This is a genomic window from Paucilactobacillus vaccinostercus DSM 20634, from assembly GCF_001436295.1.
Lineage (GTDB): Bacteria > Bacillota > Bacilli > Lactobacillales > Lactobacillaceae > Paucilactobacillus > Paucilactobacillus vaccinostercus.
The window spans coordinates 285,956-300,161 of record NZ_AYYY01000061.1; the positions used below are offsets into that span (position 1 = coordinate 285,956).

General features: G+C 46.4%; 14 protein-coding genes and 1 riboswitch. Of the genes, 5 read left to right on the top strand and 9 right to left on the bottom strand.

The window, feature by feature from the left end; genetic code table 11:
* Positions 1-27: 27 nt before the first annotated feature.
* A complete protein-coding gene (locus tag FC26_RS10200) occupies positions 28-243 on the bottom strand; it encodes a heavy-metal-associated domain-containing protein (RefSeq protein ID WP_057780248.1) in 216 nt (71 codons plus the stop codon).
* 141 nt (positions 244-384) lie between these two features.
* Here FC26_RS10200 and FC26_RS10205 point away from each other — a divergent pair, with 141 nt between their 5' ends.
* The 3 genes from FC26_RS10205 (at position 385) to FC26_RS10215 (ending at position 3,467) form a co-directional block, all read left to right on the top strand.
* Positions 385-2,286 (top strand): M13 family metallopeptidase, encoded by a 1,902-nt coding sequence (locus FC26_RS10205; RefSeq protein WP_057780250.1) that lies wholly within the window; start codon positions 385-387, stop codon positions 2,284-2,286.
* A gap of 92 nt (positions 2,287-2,378) precedes the next feature.
* Positions 2,379-2,822, top strand: coding sequence for a DUF3290 domain-containing protein (locus FC26_RS10210; RefSeq protein WP_057780252.1), 444 nt, complete (start codon positions 2,379-2,381; stop codon positions 2,820-2,822).
* Positions 2,823-2,831: 9 nt separating this feature from the next.
* Positions 2,832-3,467 (top strand): DUF421 domain-containing protein, encoded by a 636-nt coding sequence (locus tag FC26_RS10215; RefSeq protein ID WP_057780254.1) that lies wholly within the window; start codon positions 2,832-2,834, stop codon positions 3,465-3,467.
* Positions 3,468-3,542: 75 nt separating this feature from the next.
* On the opposite strand, the gene FC26_RS10220 is transcribed toward FC26_RS10215, so the two are convergent.
* Positions 3,543-4,208, bottom strand: a complete 666-nt coding sequence (locus FC26_RS10220) for a TetR/AcrR family transcriptional regulator (protein ID WP_057780255.1) — start codon at positions 4,206-4,208, stop codon at positions 3,543-3,545.
* Positions 4,209-4,373: 165 nt separating this feature from the next.
* Between FC26_RS10220 and FC26_RS10225 the strand changes: the two genes are divergently transcribed.
* Positions 4,374-5,840: an MDR family MFS transporter gene (locus FC26_RS10225; protein WP_057780257.1), complete on the top strand. Its 1,467-nt coding sequence runs from the start codon at positions 4,374-4,376 to the stop codon at positions 5,838-5,840.
* Between the two features lie 43 nt (positions 5,841-5,883).
* Here the strand turns inward: FC26_RS10225 and FC26_RS10230 are convergent, their stop codons facing one another.
* The 5 genes from FC26_RS10230 to FC26_RS10250 all read right to left on the bottom strand — a co-directional run bounded on the left by FC26_RS10230 (position 5,884) and on the right by FC26_RS10250 (position 11,277).
* Positions 5,884-6,525 (bottom strand): NAD(P)H-binding protein, encoded by a 642-nt coding sequence (locus tag FC26_RS10230; RefSeq protein ID WP_057780260.1) that lies wholly within the window; start codon positions 6,523-6,525, stop codon positions 5,884-5,886.
* A 78-nt stretch (positions 6,526-6,603) separates the two neighbouring features.
* Entirely contained in the window at positions 6,604-7,341 is a 738-nt protein-coding gene (locus FC26_RS10235; RefSeq protein WP_057780261.1) for a response regulator transcription factor, read from the bottom strand.
* A 1-nt stretch (position 7,342) separates the two neighbouring features.
* On the bottom strand, positions 7,343-8,695 hold the full coding sequence (locus FC26_RS10240) for a sensor histidine kinase (protein ID WP_057780263.1): 1,353 nt from the start codon (positions 8,693-8,695) through the stop codon (positions 7,343-7,345).
* 557 nt (positions 8,696-9,252) lie between these two features.
* Positions 9,253-9,891 carry an NAD(P)-dependent oxidoreductase gene (locus tag FC26_RS10245; protein WP_057780266.1) on the bottom strand — a complete coding sequence of 213 codons (639 nt, stop codon included), beginning with the start codon at positions 9,889-9,891 and terminating at the stop codon, positions 9,253-9,255.
* Between the two features lie 129 nt (positions 9,892-10,020).
* Positions 10,021-11,277, bottom strand: a complete 1,257-nt coding sequence (locus tag FC26_RS10250; protein WP_420835230.1) for a nucleobase:cation symporter-2 family protein — start codon at positions 11,275-11,277, stop codon at positions 10,021-10,023.
* Positions 11,278-11,496: 219 nt separating this feature from the next.
* A riboswitch (purine riboswitch) is annotated at positions 11,497-11,595 on the bottom strand.
* Positions 11,596-11,817: 222 nt separating this feature from the next.
* Between FC26_RS10250 and FC26_RS10255 the strand changes: the two genes are divergently transcribed.
* Complete coding sequence (locus FC26_RS10255) at positions 11,818-12,333, top strand: O-acetyl-ADP-ribose deacetylase (protein ID WP_057780269.1); 516 nt, start codon at positions 11,818-11,820, stop codon at positions 12,331-12,333.
* Here the strand turns inward: FC26_RS10255 and FC26_RS10260 are convergent.
* On the bottom strand, positions 12,314-13,192 hold the full coding sequence (locus FC26_RS10260; RefSeq protein ID WP_057780271.1) for a PfkB family carbohydrate kinase: 879 nt from the start codon (positions 13,190-13,192) through the stop codon (positions 12,314-12,316). The genes FC26_RS10255 and FC26_RS10260 overlap by 20 nt on opposite strands.
* Positions 13,193-13,526: 334 nt before the next feature.
* Positions 13,527-14,018, bottom strand: coding sequence for an ECF transporter S component (locus FC26_RS10265; RefSeq protein WP_057780273.1), 492 nt, complete (start codon positions 14,016-14,018; stop codon positions 13,527-13,529).
* Positions 14,019-14,206 lie beyond the last annotated feature (188 nt).

Below are 14,206 nucleotides of genomic sequence, written 5' to 3' on the forward strand. Positions count from 1 at the left end.
GTTAGTATCGTTTTGACGTATAGAGGCCTACTGGCTGTCTCGGACTGCAGTAACTGAGAATTTTGTCCCTTCGAATGCGGCGTTGAGCCGCTCCTGAGTCAAATCAGTGCCTTCAATGGTGGCCTGTCCAGCTTGTAAATCGACAGTTGCGGCTGACACACCGTCTAAATCAAGGAGGGTATGGGTAACTTTCATTCGACAACGGGCACACCGCATGCCGGCAACGGTTGCAATTTTAGTCATGGTTTCACCGCCTCTCACAGTTTTGATTATTGTACCGCAGAATCCGAATAAATAAAGCCGTCATTTTTTAGGTTGAATTAGCAGTAAATTCCCAGTCGTGAGCGTATAATTGACAATCAAAAGGAACCAAGGAGGATCAATATGGCAATTAATGAAGCGTTAATTAAAGATGATCTATACGAAGCGGTGAATGGTGACTGGATTAAGACCGCCACCATCCCCGATGATAAACCGGCAACGGGGGGCTTTAACGACCTCGTGGATGAAATTGATCAACAGTTGATGGGGGATTTTGACACCCTGAAAGAGCATGCAGAGACTGAATCAGCACCGATGCAGGAATTTTTAAAGTATTATCGACTGGCACTTGATTTTGACCGTCGTGAGCGGGAACAAACAACCCCGTTGAAACAAGTGTTAGCACCACTGACGGCCATGATCTCGTACGCTGATTTTCAGAAAAATTGGGCGGATTGGCTGATTTCAGGGATGCCGAGCCCACTCGGGTTTGATATTGATGCCGACATGAAGAATGCCCAAATCAACGCCCTATTTATCGCTGCACCCAAGTTGATTTTGCCGGATAAAACCTACTATGCCGAGGGAAATCCACAAGCAGACCAACTGCTAAAATTATTTGCGGCCATGATGAAGAAGCTCTTATTGGCACTGGATTATGATGAGATCGCGGCCCAACGGTTGATTGACCAAGCGTTAGCGTTCGATCGGCTATTAGTGCCACACGTTAAGAGTGCCGAAGAATCGGCGGATTATAGCAAGATGTATAATCCACAGACGTTTGCAGAGTTTACCGCCCACAGTCAGCAGTTGGACCTCGGCGCGGTGGTTGAAAGCCTGGTGGGTGCTCAGCCGGAGAAACTCATCATCATGGAACCGAAATTCCTCGATGCCTTTGACGACATCATGAGTGATGAGCACTTTGATGATTTTAAGGGCTGGATGATCGTCAAGACGGTTTACGGGTTGAGCAGTTACCTGACGGATGAACTCCGTATTGTTTCTGGCGAATACAGTCGAGCCTTGTCTGGCAGTAAGGCTGCCAAGAAGCGGCCAAAGTTTGCCTATTATCTGGCGATGGGGATGTTCGGTCAGGTTGTTGGTGACTATTATGGGCGCAAGTACTTTGGGGAAACCGCGAAGGCGGACGTTCACCACATGGTTGAAAAAATGATTAGCGTTTACCAGCACCGACTGGCTAACAATACGTGGCTCAGCCAAGCCACCCGTGATAAGGCGATTTTAAAGCTGAATAAACTGGGAATTCAAGTCGGCTATCCGGATGACCTTGATCCGTTGTATCGAAAATTGCATGTTGATCCAACCCAGTCATTGTTGGTAAACGCCATTAGTATGACCCGGGTGGCGACCGAAGACATGTTCAGCAAGTGGAATCAGCCGGTAGATCGTAATCGGTGGGAAATGAGCGCGGCCACGGTTAACGCGTACTATCATCCGTTCAAAAATATTATCGTATTCCCCGCTGCTATTTTACAGGCGCCCTTCTATAGTCTGAAACAGAGTAGTAGCCAGAACTACGGCGGAATTGGGGCCGTGATCGCCCATGAAATTTCACACGCGTTTGATAACAACGGTGCGTTGTTTGATGAATACGGGAACTTAAATAACTGGTGGACGGATGAAGATTCACAACAGTTCAAACAGTTAGCCGCAAAAATGATTGGCGAGTTTGATGGGTTGGAGTTTGCCGGTCAAAAGGTGAATGGCAAACTAACCGTTTCAGAAAACATTGCCGATGGTGGTGGCTTGAGCTGTGCATTAGAGGCAGCCAAGTCGGAAGAAGACGTCGATATTCGGGCCTTCTTTGTTAACTGGGCTACGATTTGGCGGATGAAGGCTACGACCCAGTACATGCAATTGCTACTGTCGATTGACGTGCATGCTCCCGCAAAATTACGGGCCAACGTGCAGGTACAAAACTTAGCCGACTTTTATACCACGTTTGGGATTCAGTCTGGTGATGCGATGTATCTGGCGCCTGAAGATCGTGTGAATATTTGGTAGGATTTTAAAATGTGGGTTGACGCTTTATCCGAGCGGCAAAATACGGTCTAGTAAGAGACCAACTAGTTTCAAGTAACACAGGGGGAATCAACGTGACATTTTATGCTGCTAGTTATTTTACCCATCAAAATTTTTTTAGTAAGTATCTTGGATTTGGAGTGGCAATTGCACTGGCCGTGCTCTTAGTTTTTTTCTTAGTGCGGTATTTTCAAAATCGAATTACAACTAAGTATCGAGATTTGATTCTGATTGTTGCGTTGTTGATTGTGTTTATTATCGGTACACAAATTGGTAATCTTGAGCAGGTCAAAATGGTGAATAATCAGACAACACAAATGAAGCAGTTTATTGACCGAATACGCGATGATCGCGGAGTTAACAGGCATCAGGTGGCAGTAAGTTCTACCAGTCTGAAGGACGGTATGCTTGTGAAAATCAAACATCAGGTATACCGGGTGCACTTTGATGATTCGTACTTAAGCTACGAATTAACAAAGGTCAATCTGATGAATCACGATGTCCAGTATGTTAAGTAGGTGAGTAACGTGCAAATTTATTATGATGTGGGTTTAAAATTGGCATTGGGTTTTGTATGCCTAATTGCTCAGATAAACTTAACGGGGAAAGGAAATTTAGCACCATCCTCGGCTATGGATTCCGTACAAAATTTTGTTCTAGGTGGCATTATTGGTGGTGCCATGTTTAATAGTGATATTACACTTTTTCAGTTCTTTTTGATTCTAGTTTTGTGGACATTACTGGTTTTAGTTACCAAGTATGCGAAAGAACATAATCGAGTGATTAAACGAATGATCGACGGGCAGCCCCAAACAGTTATTAAAGATGGCGAAATTGCGCTAAAAACGGTTCTTCGTAGCGGTTTGTCAGCGGCCGATCTAATGTTTAAACTTCGACAAAACGGGGTGTATTCAGTGAAAGACGTCAAGCGAGCAGTATTAGAACAAAATGGACAGCTTACAGTAACCGTGTTTGGTGATGATGCCATTAAATTCCCGTTGATTACAGATGGCCAGATAAATCAAGATGTGTTGCCGATAATTAATCATGATGAGGCGTGGTTACTGGCGCAATTGAGACAACAGCGCGTGGTACTCAAGGATGTTTATCTAGCCGAGTACCGTGATGGGCATGTTGAAATCTCTGCCTACCAGTTACCATAATTAGATAGACTAAAAAACCAGAATTGCTTGTGTGTCGGCAATTCTGGTTTTTGTGTGGCATCAAATTTGATGTATTTATTTAGTTTCTCCATTCCCAGCGGTTAAAAATGGCCGGTACACTGGCATCAAGACGTCAGATAGGATGTGGTCGAGGCGTGAACGATCTATCGTTGTATCGTCCGTCGCATAGAAGGCATCCATGAGGACCAATGCTGGGAGGTCGTAAAGGGCCTCGTCAAAGTGCGTGAGATCGACTTCGCCCCGCTCGGAGGCGTGTTCAAAAAATGTCCGCACCATTTGACTGAGGTAGTTTTTACGCGCAAATTTATCGAAATAATCGCGCATCGAGATTCCGCCCAACCGTTCACGCATGAGGCCAATGATATTGGCGTAGTGCATGCTGGTTAGCAGCGTGCCAATCCGATCGAACAAGTCTCGAAGATCGCCTTCCAAAGAGCCGGTATCCGGAGCTTGACTCATTTTTGCGGCTAGGCCAGTTGTTTGCGTGCGCAAAGCGGCCAGCACAATATCGGCCTTCGAGTCCCAACGCCGGTAAAGGACGCTTTTGTTTGTATGGGCGTGCTTAGCGATCATGTCCATCGTGATCGCTTCATATTTTGTTTGTTCGATTAAATTAAGGGTTGAGGCGAGAATATCAGCTTCCAGTTCTTTTCCCCGTCGGCGGTGCTGGGTGGTCGATGCGTTTGATGAACCTTGCTGATCATGAGGGCTGTTTGCCATGAAATGACTTCCTTTCGGACGAAGTTGCTACTAAGCAGTATAGCATGAATTTTTTTTAAAAGGGTGGTTGACAATCGACATCAAAAGATATAGAGTACTTGAGTACCTAAAATTAGAGACTAAAGTTCCTTAAAAATAGTCTAACTCATTATCGGAGGTGTCACAATGGCAACTAACAAAAAAACAGAAAGTGCGTTACCACGCGCGATCGTTAATCAGGCGTGGATCATCGTGCTGGGCGCGATTGCACCCATGCTGGATTCGACAATGGTCAACATTGCCCTCAACAAATTATCTTCAGATTTTAATGAATCATTAAGTACCGTTCAATGGGTGGTCACGGGCTACTTATTGGCGATGGTCGTGGCAGTGCCCTTTACCGGCTGGCTGAATGACAAGATTGGTGGTAAAAAGGTCTTCTTGATTGCCGAAGTGTTGTTCGGCTTGTTTTCACTGGTGGCCGCGATGTCTGGCAATGTCACCATGCTGATTAGTATTCGGTTTGTGCAAGGATTCAGTGCTGGTTTGATTACACCGTTGTTGACAACATTGTTAGTTGATGTGGCGGGAGTCGGATCGATGGGGCGGATCATGGCCATTGTTGGATTACCCATCATGCTAGGCCCGATCTTTGGCCCTGTAATTGGGGGCGTGATCGTCCAGTATCTATCATGGCGCTGGATCTTTTTCGTCAATGTTCCCGTTGTTATCATCGCCACAATTCTCATTTGGGTGAAGTTACCAGCAATTGCCCCTAAGAATCCGACCGCTAAATTTGACTGGCCGGGAGTAAGCTTACTGGCTGGCGGTTCGGCAGCGATTGTTTACGGCATTGTTAAGGCTAGCTCAAAGGCCAGTTTTAACAATAGTACGACGTTAAGCTATGTGGGTGTGGGAATTGCCTTGCTGGTGATTTACGCGATTTACGCTATTTTCCGTAAGAGTCAGGCAGTGGTGCCGTTATTTCTGTTCAAACGACGTAACTTTACCGGTTCAATGATTGGACTAGTTTTGGCGGGGATTGTGAATAACGGACCAATGCTGTTACTGCCACTGTTTTTCCAAAATCTACGTGGTCAAAGTGTTGCTGAAGCGGGATTATCTCTTATTCCACAAGGAATCGGGATGCTGATTGCCCGACCAATCATTGGCCGCTTCATTGATCGAATTGGGGCGCGGTGGGTTCTGATTGTCGGCTTGTTAGTGACCCTAATCGGAACCGTGCCGTTCATGTCCTTTGATCAGCACACTAATTTCTGGTTGCTGATGGGCGTCTTATTTGTCCGGGGAATCGGGGCCGGAGCCATCATCAGTCCGCTCATGACCGATTCGTTTGTCGGCCAAGATTCCAAGTATTCTGGCCAAATTTCGATTGCGGGGCGGATTACACAAAATGTCGGTGGTGCGTTTGGCTCAGCATTGATGGCGACGGTTGCGTCGGCGTATCTCACTAGCCACACGCATGAACTGATGGCTAATCATTTGACCGCTGTGGCGCACGCCTACCAACAGGGATTTATCTGGGCGGTGGCCTGCACTGCCGTCGTGATTATCCCAGCGTTCTTGCTGACTAACAAGCTTGGTCACCAGTCGGACAAGGAGGTTGTACCGGCACCAACAACTGAAAAGTAAAAGAAAGTGGTATGACAGAAATTGTCATACCACTTTTTTGAAATCAGTAAAATGAAGGTTTATCGCCCTGCGTGCCGGGTTGATTAACGCCCAGGCTTTGCCGAGCATATTGCCCAGTTTGATCTTGCAGAATGGCGGTAATGAGTTGGGCCACGGCTTCGCGGCTAACCTCGGTGCCACCAAATGGCTGACCACTCTGGGTCGTTTCGTAGGCTAACTGATGTTGATCGTTGAAGAGCCAGGCTAGTCGTAGGAGGGTGTAGTCCAACGATGATTGGGTGACGACGGCGGCCGTCTGCTTTCGTTTCGCGATGGAACTAGCGATCATCATAGTGTTCCAGTCGCCAAACTTACCGGGGACTTCATCTTCAATGCCGAGAACTGTTGCGGCAATTAGGGACTGAACATGGTGGGCCTCCATTGCCTTAACGACCGTTGTCACGGCAGCTAAATCGCGCATTTCGTTTAGATAGACGGCATCGACATCTGTCAACGCCTGATCAAGGGTGGCCCGATCACTAAAATCACCAGTAATCACGGTCTCGCGTTCTGGATCGGTAACCGTGATGCGCCGGTCTGCCCGTCGAGCCAGCAACTTCAAATGGTAATCAGTTTGTGTCAGTAAGGTTTCGGTGAGGACGGTCGCAATTTGACCAGCAGCACCAAGAATTAAAACAGTTTTCATTTTGAACGCTCCAATCCAATTATTTTGGGATAGTTCGTGTCCACTATAACGCAAATGGCCTGTAACGACACAAATAACCTATTTTAGTAGCTGGCGCAATTCACGAGTTTTACGAAAGGAAACTTTGCAGGTGCTACCGTCGTTGAAGACTAATTGACGACTGGTTCGGTTAAAGCTAGCCATGTGATCGAGGTTGACGAGTGAGCTTTTGTCACAGCGAAAGAAATGGGGATATTCGGTCTCAATGGCGGAGAGGTTACCGGGAAAGGTGGCATGACAACGGTCGGCATATAAAATGACAGTGCCAGGTTGTTGTTTGTTGGTGATGAGCATCGTAATGTCGTTCATCGGCACCGAGAAGTATTGATCGCCAATTTGGTACCGAAAGAGACTTGTGTGGTGAAACAGTTCGGCTTCGTAGACGTGGTAGGCTAGGGAGGTATCGGTGATCAGGCGTTGTTTGATTATGCTTCCGCCCTCGTCTTTGAGAATGTAGTCGAACGGGGCGACCCGCCGTTTGAGGGTGAGAAAGGATAACTCATCGTGGGTCGTGATAAAGACAATTTGTGCAAACGGTACCGTCTCGCGAATTTTGATTGCCAGTTTAAGTCCCGCCTGAATATCGGTTCCAATTTCCATATCGAGCAGAAATAGGCCCTGATTAATATGAGGGAGTTGTTGTTCAAAATCGGCCACGGTGGTACTGGCTGTGATTATCTGCATGGCGTAATGGTTGATCATAATGGTATTTTCGACGGTCTGTTTGTAAAATTGAAGTTGAATGGGATCGTCTTCTAAGAGTAAAACGGGAAACAAGTTAGTCCTCCTTGGTGATCACGAGACTCATTTGGAGATTATCGTGATCGAGTGCGGTATTAAAGTAGAGGTTGGGGAGCTGATAGACGAGATCTTGAACGTTGGCTAGGCCAATGCCATGATGGTCACCCTTGGTTGTGGCACCGAGTGTCAGGAGACGCTCAATGTCTAGATCAGCACTGGCCGGATTTTCAACGATGATTTCAATCGAATGGGGATGGTCGATGAAAGCACAAGTGACATGCTGGTGGCTGTCGGTGGCCGTGACGTGTTCAATTGCATTATCGAGCAGAATTCCAAGAATGCGAACGATGGGAACCACATGGTTGGGGATCGTCAGGTGGTGGCCCATGACTTCAATGGTGAGGGTCACACCAGCGTTGCGTGCCCGAAAGTACTTCTGGATTAATAGGCCGCGAACGGGTTCGTTAGTGATTTGGTCAGCGGCCACAATCATCTGGGCATTATTTTGTTGGGTGACAATTGATTGTTGTCGTAACTCTTGGTAGTATGCACGCAACTGCTGGGAGTCATCGCTATTGATCATAGTTTCTAGCGACAGTAGTAAATTATTATAATCGTGCTTGAAGCGTCGAAACTCGGTGTATTGCTGCTCAATACTCGTCATGTAGCCTTCTAGCTGTTGATTTTGATGGCTCATAGCGGTCACCTTTTGGCGCGCCGCGTAGGCGCGCACAAAAATTACCATTTGATAGACGATAAGGATGGTGATCAGTGAGAAGGTGACAATCAGCACACCTTGGATGATGGCGGCAATGGCGAGTAGTTCGCTGATAATGAGGACGGTTTCGAGTGCAACGAAGATCCCTAACGTCATGAAAAAGATTTGTTTTTCAACTTGTAGATCGGTAATGAGTGTCGTGAGTCGGTTGAGAAATTGCCAGTAGTGGCGAACAAGGGTAACTAAGATGAGCGTTACGCCGATTTCAGCTACCGCAATGATGATAATCAGGGGGTGACTGTACTGCATGGCAGTATGAAGGTTGAAGGAGTGGGTGCGGATAAGGAGAATCAGACGACTCAGATAGGTGGCGATGAAGCCAAAATCGATTTGGACCATGCACGCGATAATTAAGGCGGTTACTGGTATGTAGTTCACGGTTTCAAATCGGTGACTCACTAAGCTAAACATGATGGCACCGGCAAGTACTAGCAGCCAAATGGTATCTTGAATGTAGAGACCGGCAGCAGCAATGCCACTAGCAAGGATGATGTCTCGCAAGAGCACGAATCCCCGATAATGACGATTTACCAAACAATAACTTAACCACAGGGTTGTCCACGCCTGCACAAAAATGACCAATAGGGCCTCAGTCCAATCTACAGATAACAACTAATCACCAACATGACACACTCCTCGAATTAAAAGTTTTTACTATCAACTAATATAAAGGGTCCGAGAGGCGATGGCAATGGTAACGAATAATGGGTCGTGGTGAAATTAGATTCGAAGTATCGAATAATCGTCAAGATAACCGATAGTTAAAACGCGTCACCACGGAAAAGTGACACCGTTGTTAAACGGGACTACGTATAGATTGAATACGAATATAAAGCTCGCTCAGAAATCAAAATTTTTGTAGAATTGATTATTAACATACCATTTCATTCATTGGATCAGCTCCTTTTTTCTTCATTGTGCCATATAATTCAAATTGAAAATCTAAAAAAATATTAACGTCCATTAGCTGTCGATTAACGTCAAACGTTAATTGATGAAAAATGGACGTTAATGATTAATCAGGATGTTTGAAGCACTTGGACTATCGGAAAGTCATGTGCTCATCAATTCAGATAAAGAAACGGAAGAAGCAATCAGTGAGGAGAGATAATTAAATTATGATTAACCTAAAAAAATGATGATTCCATGAGGAGTCACCATTTTTTTGTTTAATTATCCACAACAGTAAACCGTTCGCGCGGATGTGTTGGATGTTCGATTTCGTCTAGTACAGCACTGGCGAGATTGCCAGTGGTGACCGTCGATTGCCCCTCGCTGTTGAACATCACTTGATCCTTGCCAAGGTGGTAACTTGTTTTTGGCCCGGGAACAAAGTCACGTTGGGGTGAAATTGCCGTCCAGTTGACGTTATGAATCCACTGGAGGTATTCATATTCGTGAGCTTGTTGTAGTGGTGTGTCCACCCAAGGCTCATTGGCGGCAGCCTTCAAGATTGATGCGAGCAGCGTAGTGCCATCGGCCTGTTTCAAAGAGGCCGCCCCTAGGATGAAGAAGAGACGTGGTTGGGGCTGGTTGCGCGCCATGGTGACTAATTTAGCAGCGAGGTCGAGGTGTTGATAGCCATCTCCACGCGACGCAAATGCGTTGATGACAACGTCTAAATCCTTTAAATCATCCCAAGTCAGCGCAAAAACGTCTTTTGCCAAAATCGTGGTGGCGGCACTAAATTGTTGTTCGGCTTTGGTACGATTGCGAACGATCGCAGTTACCTCATGACCACGAGCCTGTGCTTCTTGAACAAGTGCGCTACCAGTTCGACCGGTAGCACCAATAATCCCAATTTTCATAATCGCGGACCTTCTTTTCTAATTTAATGGGTTGTCATGATTGTATGCTGTTTTGGAAATTTCGCAAAGGAAAATGAATTTTCAAAAGTAAAAGGAGCGTGATTTTAAATCACACTCCAGAAATTTAGCTTATTTAGCGGCTTTTTTAAATGAATCGTGGTTGAAAATTAAGTTTAATACCACGGCGGTGACGCTACCAACGACCACACCATTACTTAGCATAATTTGCCATTCGTTGGACATGTGTTGGAAAATTTGAGGGTAGACGGTTACGCCAAGTCCTAAACCGATTGACATCGAAGCGACTAGCAGGTTACTGTTTTTACTGAAGTCGACCTTCTTCAAGATTTGAACCCCTTGCACACCGACCATCCCAAACATCACGATCATGGCCCCACCTAGTACGGCAGAGGGAATTGTTGTGGCAACGGCAGCGAATTTTGGCAACAGACCTAAAATGATAAGGAAGAAAGCAGCGTAGTAAACTGGTTTGCGGGTCTTAACCCCGGATAGTTTCAGCACACCGACGTTTTGTGAGAAGGTTGAGTATGGGAAGGTGTTGAAGACGCCCCCGAGCATCGCCGCAATTCCTTCAGCCCGGTAACCGCGCTTCAAATCATTGGTTCCCACTTTTTGACCGGTTACATCGCTCAAAGCGAAGAATACACCGGTTGATTCAATCATGGTGGTGAGCGAGACTAGAATCATGGTAATAATGGAAGATGTATTGAAGGTTGGTACTCCAAAGTAAAATAATTGGGGCAGATGGAACCATGATGCTTGTCCCACTGGATCTAGTGAGATGAGACCAAAGGCACTGGCGATAAAGGAACCGGCAACAATCCCAATTAAAATAGCAATGGATTGAATGAAGCCCTTTGCGAAGGCACTGATGAGCAAAATGATCACAATGGTAATCCCACCAACGGCGAGGTTGGAGAAGCTCCCGAACGACTTTGCCGTTAAATCACCGCCCCCAAGGTTTTGAAAGCCCACAGGAACCAGGGTAAAACCAATGATGGTAATGAGGGATCCGGTAACAACGGGAGGAAAGAGGTTTTTAATGCGGGCGAAAAGGCCGGCGATTAAAAAGACGAAGAACCCAGCACAGATAATTGCCCCGTACATATAGGTAATCCCAAGGGTACCCCCAATTGATTCGAGGGGGGCAACCGCTTGAACGGCACAGCCTAATACGACTGGTAACCCAATCCCAGTCAGGGGAGTTGTTCGAAGTTGTAAGAGGGTGGCAATTCCACACATAAAGATATCGGCGGAAACCAAGTAGGTCATCTGAGCGGCGTTAAAGTGTAAGGCTCCCCCGATGAGCAATGGCACCAAAATATCACCAGAATACATGGCGAGCAAGTGTTGAAGTCCTAGGATGGCGGCCTTCCAGTTTGAGGTTTCCTTGGTCTTGGTATCTTTAGCACTAAGAGTAACTGAAGCTTTCAAAATAATCCTCCTATGTGCAATTGTCTGTAGTATAAGGATGCGGAACAAGGTGATTATTCCTCAGAATCTGCCTTGTGCAGTTTAATTAGTCAAATGAAAGAGTAGCGCGATTCAAGCAACTAAAAAAACTCTATCTGCATAGGCAAATAGAGTCATCCTCAATCTGCTTATAGTCCAAAGTTTACGGCTTTGGGTAGAAACTTACCGCCCGTATTGCGGCATTATATAGGCAACTGCGTTTTAATTTGTAACTGAATATTAACACCAGAAAAATACGTAAACAAGAGAAAAATTCAAATAAAGGGATGTAAACGGTGACAAAATTAGAATAAAATGAGGATAGGACCAAACAAGGTGTTGCGAGATGATTCGCATACCGTGTGACGCCCGCAAAGATTCGGTGATCGACCGGGCCGTGGGGCCTGATCGAACATCGGTTTTCGTTTCAACGAAAACAAGGAGGATGATTGAATGACGATCAGTGTTGTGATGGATGATATTACAGATTGCAAGGTAGATGCAATTGTGAACGCGGCCAATACCACGTTACTTGGTGGTGGCGGTGTGGATGGTGCGATTCACGCGGCGGCAGGTCCAGAACTGTTGGCAGCATGCAAAAAATTACATGGCTGTCCGACTGGAGAAGCTAAAATCACCAAGGGGTATCAATTACCAGCTAAGTACGTGATTCACACTCCCGGACCAATTTGGCACGGGGGAACGCGGCATGAGAAGATATTTTTACAGAATTCGTATCGTAACAGCTTGTTGTTAGCTGAAAAAAATGGGTGTGAAACGGTGGCGTTTCCTTCAATCAGTACCGGCGTTTATAATTATCCGATTAAACAGGCTGCACCGTTGGCCCTCAACGAAATTCATCAGTTTATGGAAACTGCTAAGGTCGTCAAAGATGTCACGATGGTGTGTTTCGATGAGCAGACATTCGCTGCTTACCAAGCTGCACTCGCTAATTTAGACGGGGAGTAAACTGGCCCACTTGTTGGTAGTTGGCGATGGCGGCCATGACGGATGACAAGACGATGCCGTATCGCCGTTCGCGTGGTGCGTTGTTGGTATCTAGCAGCGCCCAAAAAGTACCGCGGGTTGCGAGTGCGATGGCGCGGTCTAAGGGTTCGCGATGAAGCAAAAAGCCGGTTAAGAGGGCCGCAAAAACATCCCCACTGCCAAAGAAGTGACCCGCTAAAATAGGCCGGCCGATGAATTGAACGTGATGGTGGTCATCGAGCCAGACGCATCCTTGTTGGTCTGCGAGGGTGATACCAGTAATGATGGCGTGACCGTCCGGCTGAAGTTGTACCTGGAGGGCATCAAGAATCGGGAGTAATGACTGAAGAGTGTCCGTGGCTGTGACCTGATGGCCAGTCAAAAATTCGGCTTCGGTCAGATTAGGCACGATGACCGATGCGGCATGGACGAGCTGGCGCATGTGGTCTGGATAATCGGCTGGTAGGTCGGGATAAAGTGCTCCTTGATCACCCATGACGGGGTCAATCACGACTAGCTGCTCGTTTTGCCGTTGAATAAATTCAGTCAGCTGATCGACAATTTGATTGCGGCCTAGGTAGCCGGTTAAGACACCATGAGTTTGAATTTGTTGGGCTTGCCAATGAGCGAAGGTGGCTGGCAGCCACGTGGTTAAGTCGGCACTAGCGGGTTGGCCAAAGCCCTCGGTTTGGGTTGAAAGAAGACTTGTGGGTAAAATAGCCAGTTGCTGACCGAAGGCGGTTAGCAGCGGGACGGCGACGCCCATCGAAATAGCGCTCACCGCCGAAAGATCCTGCGCAACGAGGACGGGGGATTGAGTTGGTGCAGAAACGCGGGTCATGCGAGAACCTCCTTAGATAATTAAGTGAAAACTGCGATTGAAAGCGTAGAGATTGGAATGAGGTGGCTGGGAAAAAACTCCCAGCCATTTTTGTATCTCTGAATTTTAATAGCCGAAATCGGGAAAAAAAGGCTGACTTCTCCGCTTAGCTACGAAAACCAAACGATTCAAAGTATGAATCATTCGGTTTCCTAGGCTGCCACTGCAACTTATCGCTTTAGCGATTTTAGTTGCGTGGACAACGGAGTATGCTCGAAGTCAGACCGCCTTTTTTTCCACTCTCCTCGTTTTGTGAATACGAATTAATTTAATTGCATAGTAGACCGTCAAGCACCTAAATTTTGAGGGATTTTTTGAGCCGCAGTGCGATTGGCATTCCGATAATTGCGCCGACGAAGCCTTGAAGAAGGTTGGTTGGAATCCCGATTAGACCGGTTGGCACCTTATATAGGATGCTATCGGTAATGAAGTAGCCCGCAACCATGATTATGACCCCCGCAACGAGGGCGATAATTTGAAGTTTGCGGCTTTTATTATAACCTAACCACCCAAAGATGAGGCCCTCGAACCCGTGAACGATGAGTGAAAAGAACATGTATTGTGCGTAGCCGGAAATTAAGTCCAGTAAGAATCCGGTCAAACCGCCCACAATGAGTCCATCTCGTTTCCCGTACAAGAAGGCCGCAATGATGATACCGGCGTCACACAAGTTGATGTTACCGTGAGTCATTGGAATTGGAATAATAAAGACGCGCGCGATGACGACGGTGACTGCCACAAGCATTGCCGGAATGATGACGCGCTTAACAGAATAACTAGATGCCATAATTGTCTCCCCATTTCTCTCTCTAGATAGTAACTATACTGACCATTATAACCGCAATTAGCAACGAGTAAACGAATAAAATTAGAATTAGATTAAATTATTAGAAGCGGGACCACCGTGAGTTATCAAAAGCGCCATTTTGACGATGATGATCCCATTTTCTTTAGCAATTCAGATAAAAGTTTGTC